This is a genomic window from Brevibacterium litoralis, from assembly GCF_040212315.1.
GTDB classification, from domain to species: Bacteria; Actinomycetota; Actinomycetes; order Actinomycetales; family Brevibacteriaceae; genus Brevibacterium; species Brevibacterium litoralis.
In genome coordinates this window covers 19,469-44,147 of record NZ_JBDIUY010000043.1, presented here as the reverse complement: position 1 = coordinate 44,147, position 24,679 = coordinate 19,469, and the positions used below count along the sequence as shown (strand labels likewise).

Annotated in this window: 23 protein-coding genes and 2 tRNA genes; 12 read left to right on the top strand and 13 right to left on the bottom strand. The window is 71.3% G+C overall.

The annotated features are described in order from the left end of the window. From AAD496_RS14310 to AAD496_RS14900, 3 genes are all read left to right on the top strand, one after another. Positions 1-293, top strand: a 293-nt coding sequence (locus AAD496_RS14310) for a hypothetical protein (protein ID WP_349829530.1), incomplete at its 5' end; no start/stop codon positions are given. Beyond that, complete coding sequence (locus AAD496_RS14305) at positions 290-898, top strand: GDSL-type esterase/lipase family protein (protein ID WP_349829529.1); 609 nt, start codon at positions 290-292, stop codon at positions 896-898. The genes AAD496_RS14310 and AAD496_RS14305, both read left to right, overlap by 4 nt. 186 nt (positions 899-1,084) lie before the next feature. Then, on the top strand, positions 1,085-1,162 hold the full coding sequence (locus AAD496_RS14900; protein WP_433913775.1) for a 50S ribosomal protein bL37: 78 nt from the start codon (positions 1,085-1,087) through the stop codon (positions 1,160-1,162). Between the two features lie 71 nt (positions 1,163-1,233). On the opposite strand, the gene AAD496_RS14300 is transcribed toward AAD496_RS14900, so the two are convergent. Next, positions 1,234-1,515 (bottom strand): zf-HC2 domain-containing protein, encoded by a 282-nt coding sequence (locus AAD496_RS14300; protein ID WP_349829528.1) that lies wholly within the window; start codon positions 1,513-1,515, stop codon positions 1,234-1,236. 20 nt (positions 1,516-1,535) lie between these two features. Further along, complete coding sequence (locus AAD496_RS14295; RefSeq protein WP_349829527.1) at positions 1,536-2,219, bottom strand: sigma-70 family RNA polymerase sigma factor; 684 nt, start codon at positions 2,217-2,219, stop codon at positions 1,536-1,538. 215 nt (positions 2,220-2,434) lie between these two features. On the opposite strand from AAD496_RS14295, the gene AAD496_RS14290 reads away from it, so the two are divergent. From AAD496_RS14290 to AAD496_RS14265, 6 genes are all read left to right on the top strand, one after another. Continuing rightward, positions 2,435-2,944 (top strand): DoxX family protein, encoded by a 510-nt coding sequence (locus tag AAD496_RS14290; protein WP_349829526.1) that lies wholly within the window; start codon positions 2,435-2,437, stop codon positions 2,942-2,944. A 2-nt stretch (positions 2,945-2,946) separates the two neighbouring features. Next, positions 2,947-4,323, top strand: coding sequence for a 3-phosphoshikimate 1-carboxyvinyltransferase (gene aroA / locus AAD496_RS14285; protein WP_349829525.1), 1,377 nt, complete (start codon positions 2,947-2,949; stop codon positions 4,321-4,323). After that, complete coding sequence (gene rsgA, locus AAD496_RS14280; protein WP_349829524.1) at positions 4,320-5,369, top strand: ribosome small subunit-dependent GTPase A; 1,050 nt, start codon at positions 4,320-4,322, stop codon at positions 5,367-5,369. The genes aroA and rsgA overlap by 4 nt, the downstream gene beginning before the upstream one ends. 109 nt (positions 5,370-5,478) lie before the next feature. After that, positions 5,479-6,294 (top strand): histidinol-phosphatase, encoded by an 816-nt coding sequence (hisN, locus tag AAD496_RS14275; RefSeq protein WP_349829523.1) that lies wholly within the window; start codon positions 5,479-5,481, stop codon positions 6,292-6,294. Then, positions 6,291-7,556 (top strand): aminotransferase class I/II-fold pyridoxal phosphate-dependent enzyme, encoded by a 1,266-nt coding sequence (locus AAD496_RS14270; RefSeq protein ID WP_349829522.1) that lies wholly within the window; start codon positions 6,291-6,293, stop codon positions 7,554-7,556. Before hisN ends, AAD496_RS14270 begins: the two co-directional genes overlap by 4 nt. A gap of 125 nt (positions 7,557-7,681) precedes the next feature. Next, positions 7,682-7,758: transfer RNA gene (locus tag AAD496_RS14265), tRNA-Met, on the top strand. A 70-nt stretch (positions 7,759-7,828) separates the two neighbouring features. Here AAD496_RS14265 and AAD496_RS14260 read toward each other — a convergent pair. From AAD496_RS14260 to AAD496_RS14225, 8 genes are all read right to left on the bottom strand, one after another. Next, entirely contained in the window at positions 7,829-8,695 is an 867-nt protein-coding gene (locus tag AAD496_RS14260) for a PaaX family transcriptional regulator (protein WP_349829520.1), read from the bottom strand. Next, on the bottom strand, positions 8,692-9,918 hold the full coding sequence (locus tag AAD496_RS14255; protein WP_349829518.1) for a kynureninase: 1,227 nt from the start codon (positions 9,916-9,918) through the stop codon (positions 8,692-8,694). The genes AAD496_RS14260 and AAD496_RS14255 overlap by 4 nt, the downstream gene beginning before the upstream one ends. After that, entirely contained in the window at positions 9,915-10,934 is a 1,020-nt protein-coding gene (locus tag AAD496_RS14250; protein ID WP_349829517.1) for a hypothetical protein, read from the bottom strand. The genes AAD496_RS14255 and AAD496_RS14250 overlap by 4 nt, the downstream gene beginning before the upstream one ends. Further along, the gene (locus tag AAD496_RS14245) at positions 10,931-11,800 is read right to left on the bottom strand and encodes a tryptophan 2,3-dioxygenase (protein ID WP_349829516.1); all 870 of its coding nucleotides are present in this window, start codon (positions 11,798-11,800) and stop codon (positions 10,931-10,933) included. The genes AAD496_RS14250 and AAD496_RS14245 overlap by 4 nt, the downstream gene beginning before the upstream one ends. Positions 11,801-11,982: 182 nt before the next feature. Next, the gene (locus tag AAD496_RS14240) at positions 11,983-12,534 is read right to left on the bottom strand and encodes a YceI family protein (protein WP_349829514.1); all 552 of its coding nucleotides are present in this window, start codon (positions 12,532-12,534) and stop codon (positions 11,983-11,985) included. Between the two features lie 235 nt (positions 12,535-12,769). Further along, positions 12,770-12,846 (bottom strand) — tRNA-Met (locus tag AAD496_RS14235). A gap of 121 nt (positions 12,847-12,967) precedes the next feature. Next, on the bottom strand, positions 12,968-16,006 hold the full coding sequence (locus AAD496_RS14230; RefSeq protein WP_349829513.1) for a UPF0182 family membrane protein: 3,039 nt from the start codon (positions 16,004-16,006) through the stop codon (positions 12,968-12,970). A gap of 33 nt (positions 16,007-16,039) precedes the next feature. Next, complete coding sequence (locus AAD496_RS14225) at positions 16,040-17,137, bottom strand: YlbL family protein (RefSeq protein ID WP_349829512.1); 1,098 nt, start codon at positions 17,135-17,137, stop codon at positions 16,040-16,042. Between the two features lie 195 nt (positions 17,138-17,332). On the opposite strand from AAD496_RS14225, the gene AAD496_RS14220 reads away from it, so the two are divergent. Together AAD496_RS14220 and AAD496_RS14215 are read left to right on the top strand one after the other, a co-directional pair. Further along, positions 17,333-18,766, top strand: coding sequence for a zinc-dependent metalloprotease (locus AAD496_RS14220; RefSeq protein WP_349829511.1), 1,434 nt, complete (start codon positions 17,333-17,335; stop codon positions 18,764-18,766). Then, the gene (locus tag AAD496_RS14215) at positions 18,759-19,262 is read left to right on the top strand and encodes an NUDIX domain-containing protein (RefSeq protein ID WP_349829510.1); all 504 of its coding nucleotides are present in this window, start codon (positions 18,759-18,761) and stop codon (positions 19,260-19,262) included. The genes AAD496_RS14220 and AAD496_RS14215 overlap by 8 nt, the downstream gene beginning before the upstream one ends. 50 nt (positions 19,263-19,312) lie before the next feature. Here the strand turns inward: AAD496_RS14215 and AAD496_RS14210 are convergent, their stop codons facing one another. Next, positions 19,313-19,849 (bottom strand): M48 metallopeptidase family protein, encoded by a 537-nt coding sequence (locus tag AAD496_RS14210; protein WP_349829509.1) that lies wholly within the window; start codon positions 19,847-19,849, stop codon positions 19,313-19,315. Positions 19,850-20,366: 517 nt separating this feature from the next. Here AAD496_RS14210 and AAD496_RS14205 point away from each other — a divergent pair. Further along, complete coding sequence (locus tag AAD496_RS14205) at positions 20,367-21,278, top strand: hypothetical protein (RefSeq protein WP_349829508.1); 912 nt, start codon at positions 20,367-20,369, stop codon at positions 21,276-21,278. Positions 21,279-21,378: 100 nt separating this feature from the next. Here AAD496_RS14205 and AAD496_RS14200 read toward each other — a convergent pair whose 3' ends face one another. Next, a complete protein-coding gene (locus tag AAD496_RS14200) occupies positions 21,379-23,574 on the bottom strand; it encodes an ATP-dependent DNA helicase UvrD2 (protein ID WP_349829507.1) in 2,196 nt (731 codons plus the stop codon). Beyond that, positions 23,571-24,584, bottom strand: a complete 1,014-nt coding sequence (gene nudC / locus AAD496_RS14195; RefSeq protein ID WP_349829506.1) for an NAD(+) diphosphatase — start codon at positions 24,582-24,584, stop codon at positions 23,571-23,573. Before nudC ends, AAD496_RS14200 begins: the two co-directional genes overlap by 4 nt. Between the last annotated feature and the right edge of the window lie 95 nt (positions 24,585-24,679).

The window sequence follows — 24,679 nt, the reverse complement described above, 5'->3', positions numbered from 1 at the left end:
CCGGCGACACCCACACCGCCCTCGTCCGCGTCGAGCAGCTCTACCCGCTCGACGAGGCCGCGATCGCCCGGGTGCTCTCGACCTACCCGGACTCGGCCCGCTTCGTGTGGGCCCAGGAGGAGCCGGAGAACCAGGGTGCCTGGCCGTTCATGGCGCTCAACCTCACCGGTCTCCTCGGCGACCGGGAACTCACGGTCGCCTCCCGCCCGGCGGCCGCCGCCCCGGCCACCGGCCTCAAGAAGGTCCACGACGCCGAGCAGGCCGCTCTCGTCGAGAAGGTCCTCGCCCGGTGAGCCACGACCGGGTCCCCGCGATCGCCGTGGTCGGTGGCGCACACGTCGCCGGCCACGGGGACGCCCGTGGTCTGGGCTGGGTGGGTCGCGTGGCACTGCGCACCCTCCCGGCCCTCCCGGCCGCCCGGTTCTACCCTCTCGGTGTGCCCGGCGAGGACTCCGCGGGTCTCGGGGCCCGGTGCATGCCCGAGGCGTCCCTGCGCTTCGGGCCGGACACGGAGGACCACCTCGTCCTCGCCCCGGGTATCGCGGACACCGAGTCGGGCCTGTCGACCGCCCGGTCCCGCCTCAACCTGGCGAACGTCCTCGACGCGGCGCTCTCGGCGGAGGTCAAGACCTTCGTCGTCGGTCCCCCGCCGACCGGGGACGCCGCGCTCGACTCCCGGGTCGCCGATCTCTCCGCGAGTTTCGCCGACGTCGCCCTGCGCCGCGGCATCACCTACGTCGACACCTTCACCCCGCTCCACGAGCACGAGGTGTGGCGCGCGGAGATCACCCGCTCCGGCACCGGCCTGCCGGGCCAGGAGGGCTACGGGCTCCTCGCCTGGTTGGTCCTCCACCGGGGCTGGTTCGACTGGCTCGGCATAACAGACCCCGAGGCCTGACACGGGGCGCCACCTGCGTTGTCGTCGCTCGAAGTACCAACCCCACGTCCTCCTTCGCTCCTCCGCCTTGGTGGCGCACCCGTCTCAGGCATCGGGAGGCCTGAGCGCGTTTTTGCCGCGTGGGACCACCTGTGGAAGAATCGGCAGGTCCCGTATGCGGGAGTCCCGAACGAAGGAGGAGCAGCGATGAGCAGCAAGCGTGCACGCAAGAAGAAGGACCGCAAGCGCGGTGGGGCCAACCACGGCAAGCGTCCCAACGCCTGAGCGGACCCCCTGACATATACGAGAAGGGCCCTGCGGAGGATCTCCTCCGCAGGGCCCTTCTCGTGTCGCGCTCACCCCCGCGGGCGGCGCACCACCGTCACCTGCTGCAGGCGGGCGACGACTTTGTCCCGCAGGTCGCTCGGGGCCACCTCGTCGGGCTCGGGGCAGGAACGGCGGACCAGTTCCTTCACTGTCGTCGTGATCCGCACCTCCTCCTCGCACTCGGCGCAGGAGGTGAAGTGCTCCTCCGCGACGCCGGTGAGGTCCGGCGGCAGCTCACCGTCGACGTAGTACTGGATCCGCCGCAGGCTCTCGCGGACCACGACGGTCTCCTCGTCACCCGTGGGCGTCATTCCCTGATCCGGTCGGTCCGTCACCGCCGGTCCCCCTTCTCCTCGCGCCCGTCCGTGTCCTCGGCGGCGTAGAGCCCGCGTTCGGCGGCGTAGTCCTTGAGCATGTCGCGCAACTGGCGACGTCCGCGGTGCAGCCGCGACATCACGGTACCGATCGGGGTGTCCATGATCCGTGCGATCTCCTTGTACGGCAGGCCCTCGACGTCGGCGTAGTAGACGACCATCCGGAAGTCCTCCGCCAGGCGACCGAGCGCCTCGGTGACATCGGAGTCCGGCAGGTGGTCGAGCGCCTCGAGCTCGGCGGAGCGTCCCTCGGAGGAGGTGTGTCCGGCGGCGCGGGCGATCTGCCAGTCCTCGATGTCCTCGTCGCTCGACTCCAGGGGCTGCCGCTGCTTCTTACGGTAGGTGTTGATGAAGGTGTTCGTGAGGATCCGGTACAGCCAGGCCTTGAGGTTCGTGCCGGGCGTGAACTGGTGGAAGGCCCCGAAGGCCTTGGCGTAGGCCTCCTGGACGAGATCCTCCGCATCGGCCGGGTTCCGGGTCATCCGCAGGGCAGCCGCGTACAGCTGGTTGACGTATTCCAGGGCGTCCGCCTCGAACCGCGCCGTCCTCTCGGCCGGCGTCTCCTCCGCCGGGTCGAGGCCGGTCCGGTCCACAGGTCCCGGGAGCGCCTCGCGCACCCCGGTGTCATCAGTCGTGTCCATCGGTGGCGATTCTACGCCGCCGCCCGCCGCCCGCCAGGTCCTCATACCTGCGGGCAACGCCCGGTTCACCTCCGGTATTCCCGCTGTGCCTCACACCGCCCGCACCCCGGCACCCCACCGATCCCTCACACCGCCCGCACCCCGGCACCCCACCCTGCCTTGCGGCTATGCTGGCGGGTGCGCAACCCGTCATCACCCGTCGAAAGGGAAACACCGTGCCGTTCAACCCGGTCCGCCTGCTCGCCCGCCCCATGCTCGCCTCCGCGTACATCGGCAACGGGATCGCCCGTGTGCGCCGCCCGCAGGCCACCGCCTCCGCGCTCCAGCCCGCCCTCGACCTCGTGAAGAAGAAGGTCGACCTGCCCGTCGACGCGACCCTCGTCGCGCGTGCCACGGGTGTCGCACAGGTCGCCGCGGGTGCGCTGCTTGCCGTCGGGAAGTTCCCCCGATTCTCCGCCGGCGTGCTCGTCGGCACCTACGTCCTCGACGCCGTGGCCGAACAGGTCTCCCCGGACCGCACCGACGCGGGACCCGGTATCATCGCCAAGACCTCGATGCTCGGCGGCGCACTGCTCGCCACCGCCGACACGGCCGGTCGTCCCGACCTCGCCTGGCGCCTGGCCTCGGCCAAGGGCCGTGCCGTCGACGGCCTGGGCCGCCTGGAGAACGCCGCCATCGGAGCCCTGGAGTCGACGACCAAGTCCCTCGAGGACCTCGCCTCCTGAGCATGCCCGCACACCCCGCACCCGCTCGCCCCGTGCCCGACTCCTGGACCGCACCCCGTCGCTCAGGCCCCGTGCGGGCGAGCGTCCGGGTGCCCGGTTCGAAGTCGCTGACCAACCGGTTCCTCGTCCTCGCGGCACTGGCCGACGACGACTCCGTCATCCGCCATCCGCTCGATTCACGGGACACCCGCCTCATGATCGGCGCACTGCGGTCCCTGGGTGCCGCGGTCGACGACTCCGACCAGCAGCACCTCGTCGTGTCTCCGGTCCCGGCGGGCGCCACGGCGGCGGACGGAACGGTCCCCACCGTCGACTGCGGTCTCGCCGGGACCGTCATGCGCTTCGTCCCACCGCTGGCCGCGGGACTCGGGAGCCGGGTGCGGTTCGACGGCGATCCCGAGGCGCGTGTCCGTCCCATGGACACCGTCCTCGGGGCCCTGCGGTCCCTGCACGTGACGGTGACCGGGGACCAGGACGCCACTGCGGGGGAACCCGACACCCTCCCCTTCGACCTCGACGCGCGGGCCGGCGTGCGCGGCGGGCACCTGGACATCGACGCCTCGGCCTCGTCCCAGTTCGTCTCCGGTCTGCTGCTAGCCGGGTGTGCCTTCGACCTCGGACTCGACCTACGGCACACGGGGGCCCTGCTGCCCTCCCGCCCGCACATCGACATGACGCTCGAGGTGCTCGCCGACGCCGGCGTGCTCGTCGAGGAGCCGGAACCGCACCACTGGGTCGTCGAGCCCGGACGGCCCCGTGGCCTCGACGTCGTCGTCGAGCCCGATCTGTCCAACGCCGCGACCTTCCTGGCCGCCGCCCTCGTCACCGGGGGCACGGTGCACGTGCCCGACTGGCCGGTGCACACCACACAGGCCGGCGACGCCTTCCGGGACATCGCCCAGGCCTTCGGCGGCAGCTGGGAACTCGACGGCCGGGGTCTCACGGTCACCGGACCCGACGTCCTCGTGGCCGTCGACCTCGACCTCGGTGCGGTCGGTGAGCTCACCCCCGTCGTCGCCGCCGTGGCCGCCTGCGCCCGCGGGACCTCGAAGCTCCGCGGGATCGGCCACCTGCGGGGGCACGAGACCGACCGCCTGGAGGCCCTGCGGGCCGAACTCACCGGGGCCGGCGCCGAGGTGGAGGCCGGTGACGACCACCTCGTGATCCACTCCCCCGCGCAGCACGGACACCGCTGGCGGACCTACAAGGACCACCGCATGGTGATGGCCGGGGCCGTGCTCGGACTCGCCGTCGACGGGATCGTCCTCGACGACCCGGGCACCGTCGCCAAGACCCTGCCCCAGTTCCTCGACCTCTGGGAGGACATGGTCGCCCAGGACACCGGGGGCGAGGACCTGCGTGGGGGCGGGGCACGGTGAGCGGCCGTTACCGCCACTTCACCGAGGAGGACTACCGACCCCGGGCCCACAAGTCGGGCACCCGACCCCGGACCAAGAACCGGCCGGCCCACGCCGACGCCGAGGAGGGCATGGTCGTCTCCGTCGACCGCGGGCGGTACCGCGTCGTCATGAGCACCGAGCTCGCCGACGTCTCCGCGGGCTCCCTGCCGGTCGTCACGTGTGTGCGGGCCAAGTGGTTGCGCCGCACGCCCGTCGTCCCCGGTGACCGCGTCCGCGTCGTCGGCGACACCTCGGGGAAGGAGGGCACGCTCGCCCGCCTCGTCGACATCGTCGAGCGGGACACCGTCCTGCGCCGCAGTGCCGACGACACCGACGCGACGGAACGCGTCATCGTCGCGAACGCGGACCAACTCGTCGTCGTCACCGCCACCGCGGAACCGGACCCGTCCTGGGGTCTCATCGACCGGGCCCTCACCGCCGCCTTCGACGCCGGGATCCGGCCCGTCCTCGCCGTGACGAAACTCGACCTCGCCCCCGTCGACGAGGTGTACGACCGTTTCGGTTCCGTCGACGTCGAGATCGTCCCCTGTGGGTTCGACCCCGCCGGTGTCCCCCGGGTCGACCGGCTGCGGGAGGTCCTCACCGGGCACCTCAGTGTCCTCCTCGGACACTCCGGGGTCGGCAAGTCCACCCTCATGAATGCGCTCGTCCCCCAGGCACAGAGGGCCACCGGCGCGGTCAACGACGTGACCGGCCACGGACGGCACACCTCGAGCTCCGCGGCGTGTCTGCCCCTGCCGACCGGCGGGTGGATCGTCGACACGCCCGGGGTCCGCAGCTTCGGCCTCGCCCACGTCGACGTGGAGAACGTCGTCGCGGCCTTCGCGGACCTCGTACCCGCGACCGCCGACTGCCCCAAGGGCTGCACCCACCGGACGGACTCCCCCGGCTGCACGCTCGACTCCTGGGTGGCCACCGGGCAGGCCGGGGAGGCCGGGGCCGCACGCCTGGCCTCGCTGCGCCGTCTCCTCGACAACCTCGCCGACCGGGATCCCGCGGCCTGACCCGCCCGGTGCCCACCCCGGCATCCCACCACCCGCCCGGTGCCCACCGGCGTCCACGAGATGACATCCGGGGGCCGGGCACCGGCACCGGCGCACTAGGCTGCGGGACATGACCGATCCGTCCTCCCCCTCCCCCGATTCCGATCTCGCACACGACTCCGATCTCGCACTGGCCCTGGACCTGGCCGACCGGGCCGATGCCCTCACGCTCCCGGCCTTCCGCGCTCAGGACTTCACCGTCGACGCGAAACCCGACCTCACACCGGTGACCGATGCCGACCGCGGTGTCGAGGCGATGATCCGTGAGGTCCTCGCCGATACCCGTCCGACCGACGGGGTACTCGGAGAGGAGTTCGGCGAGACCGGCGACGGGACCGGCCGTCGCTGGATCGTCGACCCGATCGACGGGACCAAGAACTTCGTGCGCGGGGTGCCCGTGTACGCGACGCTCATCGCCCTCTACGAGGACACGACACCCCTGCTCGGCGTCGTCTCCGCCCCGGCCCTCGGCCGGCGGTGGTACGCGGCGGCCGGTGAGGGGGCCTGGGGTGTCGAGGAGGGCAGGGCACCTCGGCGGCTGGCGGTGAGCGGGGTGTCCGACCTGGCGGACGCCTCCCTCTCCTTCGCCTCCCTGTCCGGCTGGGCCGACCTGGGGATCCGCGAGGGCTTCCTGGCACTCACGGACGCCGTCTGGCGCACCCGCGGGTACGGCGACTTCTGGTCGTACATGCTCGTCGCGGAGGGGGCGGTCGACCTGGCCGCGGAGCCCGAACTGGAGCTCTACGACATGGCGGCCCTCGTCCCCGTCGTCACGGAGGCCGGTGGCACCTTCACCTCCTTGGCCGGCGCACCCGGCCCCTTCGGACCGAACGCCCTGGCCTCGAACGGCCTGCTCCACGAATCCGCATCGGAGTTCCTGCGATGACCACACCCTCCCACCCCGACGTCCTCCGCGCCGACCGCTGGCACCGCATGGCGGCGGCCGCCGGCCTCGTGCGGGCCGACGGTTCCGTCGGCGAGACGATCTTCGGTCAGATGACGAAACTCGCCGCCGACCACGGGGCGCTGAACCTCGGGCAGGGGGCGCCCGGGACCGACACCCCGGAATTCCTCGTGTCCGCCGTCACCGAGGCGATGGCCCAGGGCTTCAACCAGTACGCTCCGGGACAGGGTCACCCGGTCCTCCTCGACGCCGTCGTCGAGCAGCGCGGGCGGGTCCACGGCCAGCACGTGACCCGGGACCACGTCCTCGTGACGGTCGGCGCGACCGAGGCGCTCACCGCGGCCGTCCTCGCCCTCGTCCCGCCCGGCGGCACCGTGCTGTTGTTCGAACCCTTCTACGACGGGTACCCGGCCGCCACCGCGGCCGCCGGTGCCGACGTCGTCACGGTGCCCCTGCAGCCGGCGGACGACGGCACGGGGTTCACGCCGGACTGGGAGGTCTTCGACGCCCACGTGGCCGCCGGGATCGACCTCGTCGTCGTGAACTCCCCGCACAACCCGACGGGCACCGTGTTCTCCCCGGAGACCCTGCTGCGGATCCACGCCGCCGTCGTCTCCGCCGACGCCTGGCTGGTCACGGACGAGGTGTACGAGTACCTCACCTTCGACGACGTCCGGCACCGTCCGGTCGCCACCCTCGTCGACGACCCGGCCCGGATCGTCTCGGTGTCCTCGGCGGGCAAGACCTTCAACGCGACCGGTTGGAAGGTCGGGTGGCTGGTGGCCGAGCCGGAGGTCCGCGAGGCGATCCAGGCGGTCAAGCAGTTCCTCACCTTCACCGCCTCGGGACCGTTCCAACCGGCCGTCGCCCGCGCACTCACCGAGCACGACGCCTTCGGCTGGGAGAACCGGGACTCACTGGCCGCACGCCGGGACGTCCTGCTCGCCGCACTGCGCGACCTCCCCGGGGTCGAGGTCCACGCGCCCGCGGCCGGTTACTTCACGCTCGTCGACTTCGCCGCTCTCACCGACGCGCGCGCCTTCACGCTCAACGAGAGGCTCACCCGCGAGTACGGGTTCACCGGGATTCCCGTCGCGGGACTGTGTCGGCCGGGGTCCGAGACGGCCGCGTACTTCGACCGCACGATCCGCTACTCCTTCTGCAAGGGACCCGCGGACGTCGATCTCGCAGCCGAACGGATCCGTGGTCTCGCGGAGGACCTGCGCAGCGGGCTGCGGTTGTGAGTGGTGCGGCGGTCGTGAGCGGTGTGGCGGTCGTGCGCCGCCCTGCATCCGTCACCGGTCCGGAGTGACCCACGGCACTCGTTTTGCACGGTCTTTCCCGGGGTGTGTAGTGTTCTACGAGTCGCCGCGGGGTGGAGCAGTTCGGTAGCTCGCCGGGCTCATAACCCGGAGGTCGGAGGTTCAAATCCTCCCCCCGCCACCAGGGTCCGCGCAGGACACGAGAAGGCCCCTACACGAGAGTGTGGGGGCCTTCCTCGCATTCACCTTCCCGCTCAGCTCCCCGTGACCTCGCACACGTGTGCGCGGGCGGGACCCATGAGCCCGGCACGCAGCTCGTGGAACAGCTCGATGCTCCGCGACCCGGGCCAGTCCGCCGGGAGGACACCCGGGGGCAGACCGGGATCGACATAGGGGATCACCCGCCAGGTGTCGACGAGACGGACGTAGGCACCGAAGGCGTCCGGACCCGAGAGTGTGCGTCCCGCGTCCGTCCCATCGGACACGGCTTCCCCCTCGGACACGACTCCTCCCTCGGACACTGCCTGGAGGAATGCCGTGTGTTCAGCCCGAAGCGCCTCGAGGTCCCACCAGTCGGCGACGGCACCGGCCAGGTCACCGGCCACCCGGGGCGTGTCGGTGAGGAACAGCGTCGCAGCGTCCCGGACCCCGAGGTCCCCGAACACCTGGTCCACCTCGTCGATCAGGTGCCCCGGGGCGATCCACAGACCCGCCGACACCGTTCCGCACCCGATCCACTGCAGACGTCGTCGGATCCGGTGGCGGACGTCCCGGCTGTCCTCCGGGAGCGAGAAGGAGACGAGACACCACGGGTCGCCGTCGGTCATCCGACGGTCGGCGAAGATCCTGCGGTCACCGCGGACGAGCATCTCCTCCGCCTCCGGCGCGAGCACGGAACCCGGACGGTCCCGGGTCCGGGCCACGAGCAGTCCCCGCCGACGGACGCGGTGGAGCGCCGTCCGGGTCCGCGGCGCCTCGACACCCACCACGGCCATGAGATCCACGAGGTCGTCGGTGGCGATCCACCCTCCGAGGTCACGCAGGTACAGGCCGACGAGGGTGCGCAGCAGGGACACCGCGCTCCCGGGCCGGGCCTCGACGTCGTCCGGGACGGTACTCATCCCGCGGCAAGCTCCCGGGCGACGGCAAGGGCGCCCTCGACCGCCTCCACGTGGGAGGTGCTCAGGGGCGACAGTCCGAGCCGGATGCCGTCCGGCGACCGGAAGTCCGGGACCACCCCGGCCTCCCACAGCCGGGACACTGCCGCCCGCGCGCCCGGATGGACGACGGTGACGTGCCCACCCCGCCGCGCGGCCTCGCGCGGACTCGCCAGCCGGGCACCGACAGGCGCCATGCGGGCGTCGAACACCTCGACGACGAGATCCGTGAGACTCCGGGCCTTCTCCTGGACCACCGGCATCCCCGCGTCCTCGAGCAGGTCGAGCATGCCGGCCATGGGTGTCATCGCGAGAACCGGCGGGGTGCCACTGATGAACTGGCGGAGGTCCTCGGCGGGTTCGTAGGTCTCGCGCATACCGAAGACGTCGCGGGCGCCCATCCATCCCTGGACGGGCTGCCGCAGCCGCCCCTGGTGCACCGCTGCGACATAGGCGAAGGCCGGGGCCCCGGGGCCACCGTTCAGGTACTTGTACGTGCACCCGACTGCAAGGTCGACCCCGCAGGCGTCGAGGTCGAGCGACACCACCCCGACGGAGTGGCAGAGGTCCCAGAGGACCAGTGCACCCTGTGCGTGGACGGCCGCCGTGAGTGCGGCCATGTCCGCCACGGCCGCCGACCGGTAGTCGACGTGGCCGAGCACCACGAGGGCGGTGTCCTCGGTGACGACTCCGGCGAGGTCGTCGACGCCCACCCCGTGGACGGGATCGGCCTCGAGCCACCGGACCGTCCTCCCCGTCTCCGCGGCGATCCCCTCGACGACGAACCGATCGGTCGGGAAGTTCGCGGTCTCGATGACGATCTCGGTGCGGTCGGGACGCGCCGCGACGGCCGCGCGCACGAGTTTGTACAGGAGCACCGTCGTCGAGTCGGCCACGACCGTCTGCCCGGTTGCGGCACCCAGGCACACCCGCCCGATCCGGTCACCGAGGGTCAGGGGCAGATCCATCCATCCGGCGTCCCACGACCGGATGAGTCCGGTCCCCCACGCCCCGGAGACGAGACGGTCGAGGTCCTCGGACGTCCGGCGCAGGGGCCTGCCGAGGGAGTTCCCGTCGAGATAGGCCTCCACACCGGGGGCCGGCGCGAACCGGTCCCGGTACGGGGCCAGGGGGTCCCCGGAATCCAGGGCCCGGGCGCGGGCGAGCAGGTCGGCATCTGTCGTCATCGGTGTGTCTCTCCTTCGAGGATCGCCGCGGTGAGGCGCTCGGCCCCCGTGACGTCGGCATGTGTCGGGGATGCCCGGGGCAACCACACGGCGGGTGTCCCCGGCGGGTCGTCCTCGGTGAACGGGGCGGGGCTGAGCGCGGCGAACACCGCGGCCGCGTCGAGACCCGCGGCGTGGAGACCCTCGATCTCGCGGGTGTCGAGGCCGAGCGGCAGGGGTCCGTTGCCCAGGTCGGTCCCGTACCGCACGATCCCGCCCGCGGTGTGGAACCGCCGGAGGTTCTCCACCGCGATCCCGTGCTCGGTCGTCGGGTCGCCCCAGCCGTGGATGTCGAGGGTCGAGATCCAGGTCGTCGAACCGGCCAGGTACTCCACCAGATCCGCGGGGAGCACTTCGGAGTGTGGTGTGTGGGCGAACCGATCCACGCCCAGTCGGGCGACGTGCGAGACGACCCCGGGACCCTCGGCGTGGACGACCACGGGAAGACCCCGCGTCCGGGCCGCGGCGACCACCGCCCGGTGGGTGTCGTCCCCGAGGAGCGGACCGGCCGCCGCGTTCGCCGCGATCTTCACCGCCGAGGCGCCCGCCGCCGCCATCTCCGCGACGACCGGTGCCGCCTCCTCGGGTCCCGTGAGTTCGCGGTAGGTGGCCGCCGGGGCCCAGTCGCGATCGACGGGATATCCGCCGGGTGCGGTGAGGAAGGCACCGGAATGGAGCACGGTGGTCCCCGGCAGAGCGCCCGGCACCCGGAGATCCGTCAGCGTCGCGGGATCCCCGCCGAGGTCGACGACCCGCCTCAGTCCCCCGCGCAGCAGTGCACCGGCACGGAGCGCCTCGGCGTCGAGCAGGTGGAGGTGGACGTGGTGGTCGGTGAGTCCGCGCGCCACGAGTCCCGGCAGACGTGGGACGGCCGTGTCGGCCTCCGGGCCGAGCACGAGGCGCCCGTCCCCGAGCGCCGTGGCCGTTCCCTCCCGGCAGGTCCCGTCGGGCTCCAGGAGGGTCACGCGGGCGATCACGGGGCACCGATCTCGGTCCGGACCGCGTACAGCTCGGGGAAGAAGGTGAGGTCGAGCGCCCGGCGCAGGAAGCCCGCTCCGCTCGATCCGCCGGTGCCGGTCTTCATGCCAATGGTCCGGGTCACCGTCCGGAGATGACGGAACCGCCAGAACTGGAAGGAGTCCTCGATGTCGACCAGTTCCTCGCAGGCCTCGTAGAGGTCCCAGTGATTCCCGGTGTCCTCGTAGATCTCCCGGAACACGGGGACCAATCCGTCGTGCGCCCGGTAGGGCGTGGTGACGTCGCGGTCGAGGATCTCCCCGGGGACCGGCAGGCCCCGGCGGGCCACCAGCCGGAGGAACTCGTCGTAGAGCGTCGGGCGCTCCAGTTCCGCGCGCAGGAGACCCTGGGCCGCCGGATCGTCGGCGAACACCCGGAGCATGTCCGCGTTCTTGTTCCCCAGCGCGAACTCGACGGCCCGGTACTGCACCGACTGGAAGCCCGAGGAGTTCCCCAGCGCACCACGGAATTGGGCGTATTCCGTCGGGGTGAGCGTGGCGAGCACGGACCACTGCCGGGTCATGACGTCCTGGACATGCTTGATGCGGGCCAGACGCTTGAGTGCGGCGCGGAGATCGTCCCCGGCCAGCAGTCCGCGGGCATCGGCCAGCTCGTGGAGCACGAGCTTGAGCCACAGTTCGGTCGTCTGGTGCTGGATGATGAACAGCATCTCGTCGTGGTGGGCCGGATCGCTCACCGGGCGCTGCGCCCCGAGGAGTCGATCGAGATCGAGGTAGCCGCCGTAGCTCATCCGGTCGGAGAAGTCGGTGACGACCTCCTGTTCGACCGGCCGCAGGTTGCCCGTCGTGTTCGTGTCATCGGTCACAGTGCAGGAGAATATCACTTCTCTGACGCTCGTCACCACTGTGAAACTCCTCTGCCGAGGCAGGAACCACGGGACTCGCCGCCCGGTATGAATCGACCCGGTCCCGTGAGAAGCGCGCCTCACGGGACCGGGTCTATTCACGGGAGCCGAGCTCGCCGCCCACGCACGGAAGAGGAGAGGACTCAGACCTCCTTGAGGACCTCGACCTCGATGACGAGCTTGATCTTGTCGGAGACCAGGAGCTCGCCGCCGCCGAGCGCGACGTCGAACTTCATGCCGAAGTCCTTGCGGTTGACGGTGGCCTGGAAGGAGAAGCCGGCCATCGGGTTGCCGTCGGGGCCGTTGGCCACACCGTTGAACTCACCGGAGAACACGACCTCCTTGGAGACACCGCGCATGGTGAGGGTGCCGCGCAGGTCGAACTCCTCGCCGTCGATGTTCTCGAAGGCAGCCGACTCGAAGGTGACCTCCGGGTGCTCCGAGGCGAGGAAGAAGTCGTCGGACTGCAGGTGGCCGTCGCGCTGCTCGTTGCCGGTCGTGATGGACGTCGCCTGCGCCTTCGCGGACACGGTGGTGGACTCCAGGTCCTCACCGACGGTGAGGACACCGGCGATGTCCTCGAACTTGCCCTTGACCTTCGAGACGCCGGCGTGACGGGCGACGAAGCCGAACTCGGAGTGGAGGGCGTCGAGGTTCCAGGTGCCGGAGGTGAGGCCTGCGAAGAGTGCGGTCATGGTGATCTCCTCAGATGTGGGTACGGATGTCGGGCGACAGCGGTGGTGCCACCGCCCGAAGTGATTCAGTTTTTAACTACATGGATGACTGTAGTTGAATATTGAACTAAGACGCAAGCGTGATCCACCACTCACATGGTTCTCACAATCCGTGCCGAGGTCAACGGATCGCAGGTGAATACGAGAAGGCCCCCACACTCTCGTGTGGGGGCCTTCTCGTGTCCTGCGCGGACCATGGTGGCGGGGGGAGGATTTGAACCTCCGACCTCCGGGTTATGAGCCCGGCGAGCTACCGAACTGCTCCACCCCGCGGCGACAGAGACAACTCTACGGGGTCCGGGAGGTGAACACCAAATCAACGATAGGTGATCTGCCCCACGTCCTCGCAGGTGAGCCGCGTGTCGCTCACACCACCATCAGGTCGACGGCACGGTCACTCCTCGGGCGCCTCGGTCGCGGTGTCCTCGGCGGGCTGCGTGGGCGCCGTCGTGACGCCCTCCTCCGCGAGGGCCTCCTCGATGGCCGTCTGCAGGCGCTCCTGGGCCTCGCCGTAGGCCGCCCAGTCACCCTCCTCCAGGGCCTCCTGGGAGTCCTCCATGGCCTGCTGGGCGTCCCGCAGCGGGTCACCCGAGCCACCGGTCGACCCGGTGTCCGTGGAACCGGTGTCGGTGGAGCCCTCCTCCGTGCCCTCGCCGGAGCCGACCTCGGTGCTGCCCGTCGCGCCTTCCTCGTCGACCTGACCGACGGAATCGGCGTCACCGGCACTCACACCGGAGTCACCGCCGAAGACCTGGTCGAGCGCCTCGTCGAGCGTCGGGGCGAACCCGATCTGCTCACCGAAGGCCACGAGCACCCGCTGGAGCACCGGGTAGGAGGTCTCGCCGGCGGACCGGACGTAGACCGGCTGCACGTAGAGCAGACCCCCGGCGACCGGCAGGGTGAGGAGGTTGCCGTTCTCCACCTCGGACTCGCCCTGCCGCAGCAGGTTGAGGCTCTGCTGGATCTCCGGCTCGGTGTTGAAGTTGTTCTGCGCCTGGCCGGGACCCGGGAAGGTCGTGTTGCGCGGCAACTGGAGCAGACGGATGGTGCCGTAGTCCTCGTCGATCGTGCCGGCCTCGCTGCCCGCGTCCGCATTCGCCGCGACGAACCCGGTGAGGTTGTTGCGGGTCTGCCCGCTCGTGGGACGCGGGATGAACGAGGAGGTCAGCGAGAAGGCCGACTGCTCCTGACCGGGCATCCGTAGCGTCAGGTAGTAGGGCGGCTGCGGGAAGGTCTGCTCCCCCGAGATCGTCGGATCCGAGGGGTTCGTCCAGAAGTCCTGGCCGGTGTAGAACCCGTTGGCGTCGTCGACGTGGTAGCGGGTGAGGAGCTCGCGCTGCACCTTGAAGAGATCCTCCGGGTACCGCACGTGGCTCATGAGATCCGCGCTCATCTCGTCGACCGGGGTGAAGAGATCGGGGAAGACCTTCTGCCAGGTCTGCAGGATCGGGTCCTCCTCGTCCCAGGCGTAGAGCTCCACGGACCCGTCGAAGGCGTCGACGGTCACCTTCACCGAGTTGCGAATGTAGTTGACCTCCTCCGGCGGCAGTGCCTGCACGGCACCGGTGGTCTCCGTGTTCGAGTCGGTCGTCGCGTCCTGGAGCACGCTCGGGGTCGAGTACGGGTACTCCGCCGAGGTCGTGTAGGCGTCGACGATCCACTGGATCCGTCCGTCGATGACGGCTGGGTACGGGTCACCGTCGACCTCGAGGAAGGGGGCGACCTTCTCGATGCGTTCCCGCGGGTGCCGCTCGTAGAGGATCTGGGACTCCTCGTTGACGGCGTCGGACAGGAGGATCTGCTCGTCCTGGAACTTCAGGGTGTAGAGGAGGCGATGGAAGTACGAACCGACGCCCGGTCCGCCGTCTCCGGTGTAGGTGGTGAGCACCTGACCGGTGCCGTCCGCACCGTCGGCCGGGTAGTCGATCTCGCGCGGGGCCGTGCCCTCGGGAGCACCGACGATCGAGTACCGCGGCGAGTTCTCACCGAAGTAGATGCGCGGCTCGTAACCGTTCTCGTCGAGACCCGTGAGCTCGCCGTTCGGCGGGATGTTCTCCTCGAGGAAGTCCGGCTGGCCGTCCTCGCCCTGGCGGTTGCCGTAGGCGGCGACGACGCCGAACCCGTGCGTGTAGACCGTCGCCTGGTTGACCCAGGAGGCATCGGCCTGCGAGGCGGGGTTCAGCTCGCGCAGGGCGATGACGGTGTCCTGGATCTCGCCGTCGATCTCGTAGCGGTCGACGTCCAACTGCTCCGGGAAGGAGTAGAAGGCACGCTGCTGCTGCAGCTGACGGAAGGTGTCGGACACGAGGTTGGGGTCGAGCAGACGGATGGACGCGGCGGTCTCCGCGTCCTCCCGCAGGGCCCCGGTCTGCCCCTGGGTCTCCGGGCTGTAGCTGATGGTCTCGACCTCGTCGATCCCGTAGGCGTCCTTCGTCGCCTCGATGTTGCGCTGGATGTAGTCCGCCTCGAGGCTCTGCTCGGATGGCTGGACCTGGAACTGCTGGACGACCATCGGCATACCGATGACCGAGATCGCGCCGAGCACGGCGAGCATGACGACCGAGATGATCGACAGCTTCCAGGTGCGGGCGAAGGCGTTGGCGGCGACGATGCCGGCGACGACGACGGCCGCGACGGCGATGATGAGCAGCGCCGGCTGGGTCACCTTGTCACCGGTGTAGGTGACACCCGTGACGATCCCGGTGGAGTCGGTGAGCGCGCCGAACCGGGCGAGGAAGATCCGCCCGGCCTGCACGAGCACGAGCACCGCGGCCGTGATCGCCAGCTGCACCTGGGCCGCCCGGGTGAACTCGATGCCCTTGTGCTCGCCGGGACGGATACCGCCGTAGAGGTAGTGCGCGACGAGCGAGGCGAGGAAGGTGAGAAGGGCGACCATACCGAGGTAGGCACCCGCGCCCTGGAGCATCGGCAGGGTGAAGACGTAGAACCCGATGTCGAGACCGAACTGTGGGTCGGTCCGGCCGAACTCACTGGCGTTGAGCATGAGCAGGGCGTCCTGCCACCCCGCCGAGAAGGCGACCGCGCCGAGCAGACCGACGACCGCGGGGATCGCGAGGGTGAGCACCCGGCGCAGGGGCTCGAAGGCCTCCCGGTACCGGTCGAGGTTCTCCTGCCGAGCGGTCGTCGGGGCGTAGACCGGACGGGCGCGGTGGGCCCACCACAGGCAGAACCAGACCGGCAGCGCCATGAGGACGAGACCGACGAGGAACAGGACGCCCCGGGTCAGCCACTCGGTCGTGAAGACCGCGAGCACGTCGAGATGACGGAACCACATGACGTCCGTGTAGATCTGTGCGAACACGACGAACAGCCCGAGCAGGATGACCACGCTCACGATCGTGAGCAACAACGGGGAGGGACGTCCCGACTTCCGGGGCCCGGAGGCCGACGGTGGGGAGGAGGTGAATGTCACGCAAGGTCCTTTCGACTCACGTACGCGGTCTGGTCAGGCGTCGCCACAGGCCGGCAACGCGTCCGTCTCCCCCGTGGCGATCGACTCCACGGCAACACGTGCCCCGGGGAGGTCGTCGACGCGGACGACGGTGAGATCAGGGAAGGCGGCGGCCGCGTCGACGACCTCCGCGCAGTTGTCCGTCGGGGACAGGAAGTGCTCGGCGGCCGCCCGGTCCTCGGTGGTCGTCGCGGCCGCGACGACCTTCTGCCGGGCGCCACCGATCGGGGACACCGTGCCGGCGGCGTCGATCGACCCGGTCCCGGCGATCGGGACCCCGCCGGTCAGGTCACCCTCGGTGAGCGCGTCGATGAGCGCGAGGGCGAAGATCGTCCCGGCCGAGGGGCCACCGATCTCGTCGGCCACGTCGAACCGGACCTCGAAGGGGAAGTCGTAGCCGACGTCCATGACGATGCCGATCCGATGCCCGTCGGCCGAGGCCTCCGGGACGACCTCGACGGTCTGCTCACTCCCCCGACGCTCGATGCCCAGTTCCACCGGGGCACCGGCGGACTCCGCGACCGTGGAGGCGACGAGGCGGGCCCCGTCGTCGCCGGCGGTGAGATCGGTCCCGTCGACGGTGAGCAGTCGGTCCCCGACCTCGAGGACGCCCGCGGCCGGGGAGTCGGACTCGATGTGTTGCACGGTGACGGAGAGCGGATGGTCTATCCCCAACTCGCCGAGCGCGGCCGCCACCGCGAGGTCCTGCGAGGAGGCCATCTGCGCCTCGTTCGTCGCGGTCACCTGTTCCCGGGTGGTGTCGAGCGGGTAGAACGCCTCCTCCGGCACGACGGTGTCGGTCGGGTCGATCACCGACCCGATGATCTGGTCGGCCCGCAGGTCACGGCCCGGTCCCCCGGCGACAGAGACGGTGAGGAGGTCGAGCTGACCGGAGGCGGCGAAGGACTCCGTCCCGGACACCTCGACGACGTTGTCCCCGGCCGGGATGGTGTTCACCACGGGCCCCGGCATCTGCACCATGTAGGGCACCGGGGTCACGAGCGCCAGCACGACGAGTCCGTAGGTGGCGAGACCGGCGAGAGTCCCGGCGACCGGGGTCGTCCGGCGTCCGCGTCCAGGGGTGCTGCCCACAGTGAGTCCTTTCGTTTCCACCGAGTGGGCAGTCTACCGGACCGGGGGGCTTTCGCCTCCTGCGAACACCGGGGGTCCGGGGCGGCTTCCGGACGATTCTCACGGGTCGGGTCGTTACCCTGAACATCCACGCACACACCCGCCTGCGGACACGTCGGTGTCCGGCGGGTGACGTCCACACCGGGAGGTAGCACCATGACCGACAGGAACGACAAGGAACCCGAGGGCAACGACCCGTTCGGGGACATCTTCGGCATGTTCTTCGGTCCGAACGCTCAGTTCGGTGGTGCCTTCGGTGCCGGTGGCCCGAACGGGGCACAGGGCGACCGGGGCCAGGGTCCCCAGGGGCTGCCCTTCGACCCCTCGATGCTCGGCGGGATCATGTCCCAACTGCAGGGCATGATGTCCGGCGGTGGGCTCGACCGGACCGCCCAGCAGTCGGCCGGCCGGACCATCCCGACCCCCGACCCCGCGGTCGGTGACGAGACCACCCGTGCCACCCACGACGCGTTCCGGATCGCGGAGCTGTGGCTCGGGAACGTCACGGATCTCAGCCCCGTGGGCTCCGAGCCGGTGGCGCTCACCCGCCGGGACTGGGTCGAGCGGTCGCTGCCCGGCTGGAAGAAGCTCGTCGAGCCGGTGAAGTCGAACATGTCGACGGCGATGACCGACAACCTGCAGGAACAGGCCCCCGAGGAACTGAAGCCCATGCTCGCGGGCGCCGGACAGATGATCTCCGCGATGGGCGACTCCATGTTCGGGATGCAGTTGGGCGAGGCCCTCGGCGCGCTCTCCGGCTCGGTGCTCAGCGGCACGGACACCGGCCTGCCCCTCCTGGAGCGCACCCCGGCGATCCTCGAGGCGAACATCACCGGGGCGGCCGCGGAGATGGGCGTCGACGCCTCCGAACTGCGCATCTACGTCGCCGTCCGGGAGCTCGCCCTCCTGTGGCTCTACGCCCGCGCCCCGTGGCTGGCCGGACACGTGACGACGGCCCTGGCCAAGTACGCCGCAGGCATCGAGATCGACATGTCACGGATCCAGGACCTCACGGCGAACATGGACCCCTCGAACATGGAGAAGCTCTCCGAGGACATCCGTGACGGCCTGTTCACCCCGCAGCCGACCGAGGCCCAGGAACAGGCCGAGCAGTCACTCGTCACGGTGCTTTCCGTCGTCGCCGGGTGGGCCGACGTCGTCGCCCACGAGGCCTGCGGGAACCTCACCCACCGGGAGGAGATCCGGGAGGCCCTGCGCACCCGTGCCGTCACCGAGTCCGAGGCCGACCGCACCTTCGCGGGTCTCCTCGGGATGAATCTGGCGCCGGTCCGTCTGCGTGACGCCGCCGCCCTCTTCACCTTCCTCCAGCGCTCCGAGGGTGCCGAGGCCCGGGACGCCGTGTTCACCCATCCCGACCTCCTGCCGACCGTGCAGGACCTCGACGACCCGCTGGGGTACACCGAGAGGCGGAAGCAGGACTGGTCGACCGACTCCTCGATCGACGAGGCGCTCGCCAAGCTGCTGGCCGAGGAGACCGGGGGCACCGACGAGGGACCCACGGACGGCACGGGTACCACGGACGGAGAGGACCCCGACGAGGGCGGCTCCGGCCCCGCACGGGATGCCTGAGCCCACCGGGCCCGGGCACACCGTTCTCCGTCATCGCTCGATCGGCCCCGACCACGACACGGTGAGCGTCCTCGTCGTCGACGCCACCGGTACCCGCGTGTTCCTCCACCGGCACCGCCGGGCCGGGACCTGGGGCCAGTTCGGCGGGCACCCTGACCCCACCGACGCGGACCATCGGGCGGCCGCCGCGCGCGAGCTGCGCGAGGAGGCCGGGATCGCCGCACCCGCCGGGGCACTCCGGGGTCCCGTCGAGATCACGGACCTGCCGGGTTTCGGTGCCTGCGGCACCCACCGGGACCACCTCTACGTGTTCGTGCACCCGAGTGCCTCGCCCGCCGCCGAGGCGCCCGCCGCCGGCGAGTCCCGTGACCTCGCGTGGTTCCCGGGCCACGACCTCCCGGCCGACGTCATGCCCGACCTGCAGGAGCGGATCCCCCGTCTCCTCGCCGGACTCGGTCTCCCCACCGGACCCGACCTCCCCGCGGGACCCGACTGAGCGGCGCTCCCGCTGCGGGCGCCTCGACGGCGTACGTCGCGGGTACCCGCTCAGCGGTGGGCGTAGGCCTCCCCGGCCGCGAAGCCCGCGAGGAAGTCGTCGGCCCGCGCGGTGTGCGGGTAGCGGGCGGTGAGCGCCCGGAACCGCGGACCGTGGTCGGCGACGCGCAGGTGCGCGAGTTCGTGTACGAGGACCGCGGAGAGCACCCATTCGGGCACGTGCCGCAGCCGGTGGGAGATCCGGATGGTCCGGGCCGAGGTCGTCGTCGACCCCCACCGGGTGTTCTGGTTCGTCACCCACCGCACGCTCGCCGGGCGGATCCCATCGTCGAAGTACGCGGCGTCGAGTGCCGCCGCGAGGGCCTCCAGGTCCGCGTCACCGCGCCGGGCGCTCCGGGCACGGTCCTCCATCCGGGTGATGAGGCGGGCCACGGAATCCGCCTCCTTCACGAGGTCGTAGGACGCCGGGACGGACAACACGAAGGTGTCACCCTCCAGGGCCACGGAGATCGTCTTCCGCCGCCGGGCGGACCGCTTGAGTCGGATCGTGCCGTCCTCGACGGCGGCCACGACGTCCTGTGCCTGCACCGCGTGTTCCTCCTCGTGTCGAACGTCCCCCGCGTGGGGCCCGCACGATCGTACTCGTTCGGCGTGTCGTCCCCCGCCCGGTCCACAGGACCGAACCGGTTGCCCACAGGCTGTGACCTCCGGTCCACAGGTTGCCCACAGATCAAGATCCCCTGACGCACCGGTCGTCCTTGACGTCCTTCGCGAGGGCCGCATAGCTTGGCTCGTCGAGTCCCCGGAAAACCCGGGTCCACGAGCACGGGGAAGGTCCGTGGGACCCGAGCGCGGCTGGGGACCGAAGCACGGACGGGGCGTCGTGAGGACGCCGGAGGACCACGTCGTCCCCCGGCCGCTCTCGCGACGCCCCGCCCGTGTCCCGGTCCCGCCACGGGTGCTACCCGGCGGGGTTTTCCACAGGCACGAAGAGACCCTTCCACCCGGACCGGACCCCGACTAGGCTCGCGGTCACCACGCGGGTCCGGAGCGGACCCACGGGCCGGGACACGCCGGTCCGGTCCAGGGACGAGCGGGAGGGTCCATGTATCAGTTGTACCGATCGGTCCCCGTCGTGTGGCGCTCGGCCCGGTGCCTGCAGCTGGGGATCGACGATCCCGCGCTCATCGACGGGCTCGCCCCCGCCGACACCGAACTCGTCTCCCTCGTCCGGATGGGAATCGAGGTCGAGGACTTCTTCGACCGCGCCGAGAAGCTGGGCGTCGACGCCTCCCGTGCCGCCTCCCTGCTCGCCATCCTCGACGAGGCCGGCGCGCTCGTCCCGCTCGACACCGAGGAGGCGACCCGCCCGGACCCGCTCCCGACCGCACACACGGACGCCTGGGCCGCCCGGGCACACACCTCGCCGGCACGGGTGTCCGCCCGCCTGGCCGCCCGCACCGTGTACGTCACCGGGCCCTTCCGCGACGACCTCGCCGTCCTCCTCACCGCGGCCGGCCTGGTCACCCGGGTCGTCGACCGGGTGGAGGACGTCCCCGACGACCCCGGCGTCCTCGTCGTCCTCACCGCGGTGTGGGCCGCCGACGCCGTGGCCGCCGGATTCCTCGCCGAGGCGGGCCGGGAGCACCTGCACGTCGTCGTCGGGCAGTCCCGCGCGGAGATCTCCCACGTCGTCGTCCCGGCCCGCACGCCCTGCACCCGGTGTGCGTTCCACCACCGTGGTACGGAGGACCCCGACTGGATGGTCGCCTGGCGCAGTGTGTGGCGGGAACAACCCGCTGCCGGCCGCACCGATCCGGTGCTCGCCCACCTGGCCCTCGGTCACGCCGCCGAGGCGGTCCGCTCCCACGTCGTCCACCCCCGTGAGGTGCCCACCGACCTCGAGGTCGCCCTCCCCCACGGAGCCGTCACCGAGCTCGTCGCGGCCTTCCACCCCTCCTGCGACTGCCGCCTGCCCATGACCCACATCGACGACCGCACCGATCTGTCCGCCTGAGGGCGGAGACTCCGGCGCCACCGGCGAACTCGTAAGCTCGAAGTACCAACCCCACGTACTCCTTCGCTCCTCGGCCTTGGTGGCGCACCCGTCTCCGCCCTCAGGAATCGGTCGGTGGGGCATTCACCAGGTCGAGGATCTGCCGTCCGTAGAGTTCCAGTTTGTGTCCGCCGATCCCGGGGACCCGGGCGAGTGCGGACGGCTCGGTGGGGCGCAGTTCCGCGATCGCCTCGAGGGTGGCGTTCGTGAGCACGATGAAGGCCGGGGACGCATGGGCCGCCGCCACCTCTTTGCGCCACCGCAGGAGCCGGGTGTGGAGGTCCCGATCGATGTCCGCCGGGCAGGCCGCACACCGCCCCAGTGCGATCTCGACACCGGACACGAGCACCGCGCCGCACTGTCGGCACCGGTGGACGGTCCGCGGTTTCCGGGCCCGGTCGTGCGGGCGCGTCTCCTCGACCGTTCCCGGGGAACCCGTGGGTGCCGCGTGCCGGGAGGCCCGGGTGTTGCCGGACGGCCCGTCGGGCAGGCCCGAGGTGGCCGAACGGCCGGCGGACCCCACCGGGCCACGGGCGGCGGGGCGGGCCCGGCCGCGGACCTCGGCGAGGAACCGCGAGGGTGTCCGCCTGCTCCCGCGCCCGCCCTGCCGGGCCTGGGACCAGTTGAGGGTGAGCGTCGTGCGCGCGCGGGTGAGGGCGACGTAGAACAGGCGTCGCTCCTCCGCGACGGCGGCCGGGGTCTTCGCGTAGCCGATCGGCAGCAGTCCCTCGGTGAGCCCGACGAGGTGGACGTCCTCCCATTCGAGACCCTTGGCCGCGTGGACCGAGGCGAGCGTGACACCGTTGACCTGCGGGGCGAACTGGTGTTCGGCCCGGTCGGCGAGCTCCTCGACGAACCGGGTGAGCGGGACCGGCAGCTCCTCACCGTCCTGCATGTCCGCGGCGAGGTCGACGAGAGCGTTGAGCGACTCCCACCGCTCGCGCACCGCGCCGGTGCCGGCCGGGGCCTCCGGCTGCCACCCGATCCCGGACAACACGTCCCCGACGACCTCCCCGAGGTCGCCGGGTTCCCGCCGGTTCGCCTGGGCCCGCAGGAGGGCGACGGCCTCCTTGACCTCCCGGCGGGCGAAGAACCGTTCTCCCCCGCGCAGCACGTAGCTGATGCCCCGGGTGGCGAGCGCCTCCTCGAGCGCACGGCTCTGCCCGTTCGTCCGGAACAGGACGGCCACGTCGGCGGGACGGCGGCCGGCGGCGACGTCCGCGGCGATCCGGGCGGCGACCCCCGCGGCCTCGGCGGCGTCGTCGGGGTACTCGGTGTACTCCGGGGCCGGGCCGGTGCGTCCGGTCGACCGCAGTACCAGCGGCTCGGGTCCGGTGTGGGCGAGCACGTTGTTCGCCGCCTCGACGACCTCGGTGGTCGACCGGTAGTTGCGCACGAGCGACACCGTCCGGGCGCCCTCGAACCGGTGCCGGAGGGTGCGCAGGAAGGAGTCCGTCGCACCGGCGAACCCGTAGATGGTCTGCGCCGGATCACCGACGACACAGATGGTGTCCCGGTCGCCGAGCCAGCGGGTGAGCAGGTCGTACTGGAGGGGCGAGACGTCCTGGAACTCGTCGACGACGAAGTGCCGGTACTGGTCGTGGACCTTCGCGGCGATGTCCGGCCGGGTGGCGAGCACCCCGGAGAGCACCGCGAGGACGTCCTCGAAGTCGAGCAGCCGCCGTAGGGTCTTGATCTCCGCGTAGGACCGCATGATCCGTTCCATGCCGGCCGCGTCGATCCCCTCGGGCAGGGGCCGGTCACCCGCACGTTCCGCGTACCCCTCGGTGCCGATGAGGGAGACCGCCGCGTGCTCGATCTCCGCGGCGGTGTCCCGCACGACCTCGCGTTCGGCCTCGTACCCGCACTCGGTCATCGCCCGGGCGACGAGTCCGGCCTTGTGGGTGACGAGTTCGGGGAAGGGACCGTCGGCCACCGCCGGCCAGAAGTACCGCAGCTGGCGCAGGGCGGCGGAGTGGAAGGTCCGGGCCTGAACCCCGGGCACGCCGAGGTCCCGCAGGCGGGCCCGCATCTCCCCGGCGGCCTTCGCGGTGAAGGTGAGTGCCAGGACGTCGTGCGTGCCGAAGGCCCCGGTCGCGACCCCGTAGGCGATCCGGTGGGTCATCGCCCGGGTCTTGCCGGTCCCGGCCCCGGCGAGGACGACCATCGGGCCGTTCAGGCCCTCGGCCACCTCTCGTTGTTCCGGATCGAGTGCGTCGAGCAGCGCCCGGGCCCGGGCGTCCGCCGGTCGGTTCATGCCTCCCCGTCCAGCCAGGCATGGAGGATCTGACCGGCGATCGACACCGTCCCGGGGGTCCACACGGTGCGGGCTTCCTGCTCGGCGCGCAATTCCTCCCGGGTGAACCAACGGACGTGTGAGATCTCCTCCAGGTCCGGGTCCGTCGTCATGTCCGCGGTGCGGGCCACGAACCCGAGCATGAGCGAGCACGGGAACGGCCAGGGTTGGGAACCCAGGTACCGCGGGTCGGTCGCCAGTACCCCGGTCTCCTCGTGGACCTCCCGGATCACGGCGCGTTCCAGGGTCTCCCCGGGTTCGACGAATCCGGCGAGCAGGGAGTACCGGTCGTCGGGCCACAGGGCATTGTTGCCCAACAGGATCCGCTCGGTGCCCTCCGCGTCGGTGTGGACGACGGCCATGATGACGGCGGGGTCCGTCCGCGGGAAGTGTTCGCTGCCGGTCTCCGGGTCGGTCCGCACCCACCCGCCGGCCGCCGGCACCGTCGGGGCGCCGTTGCGGGGTGACCGGGTGTGCGCCCGGTGCCAGTTGCCCAGGGCCACGATCTCGCAGGCGAGGCCGACGTCGAGGTCGTCGAAGGCGAGGCCGACGTCCCGGAGGTGGATCCACGCGGGCACCGCGACGTCCACGCCGGTGGCCGGGTCGTCGAGCTGGGGTTCCGCATCGGTGTCGAGGTCCCCGGCCAACCGGGTGTCCACCCGTGACCGGGCGGCGTCGTCGAGGTCGAGACCCACGTAGTCCGTCCCGTCCTCGGCCCGCCCCAGGTACACCCGGGTCGGCCCCGTCGCGGGGTCCTCCGGCAGGAGATCGAGACCGTCGAGGTCGTCGACGGTGAAGCGGACGAGGTGCCCCCGTGCGGTGAGCACGGTGCCCCGGTGGGCGAGGACGACCCGGGTGGTGCGCCGGGCCAGGACGTCGGCCAGCGTGCCGTCGGTCCCCCGGTCACGGTGGTTCCGGTGGACCGCGCTGCGGGCCAGGCTGGCGGGTGGGAGCGGGGCCATGGGTTCCATGTGTTCCACAGTAGCCGCCACGACGGACACCGGAATCGGCCCCTGTCGACCCACCGATCGGGTCCGTCCGGGATGCCGTTCCCACCCGTGGCGGG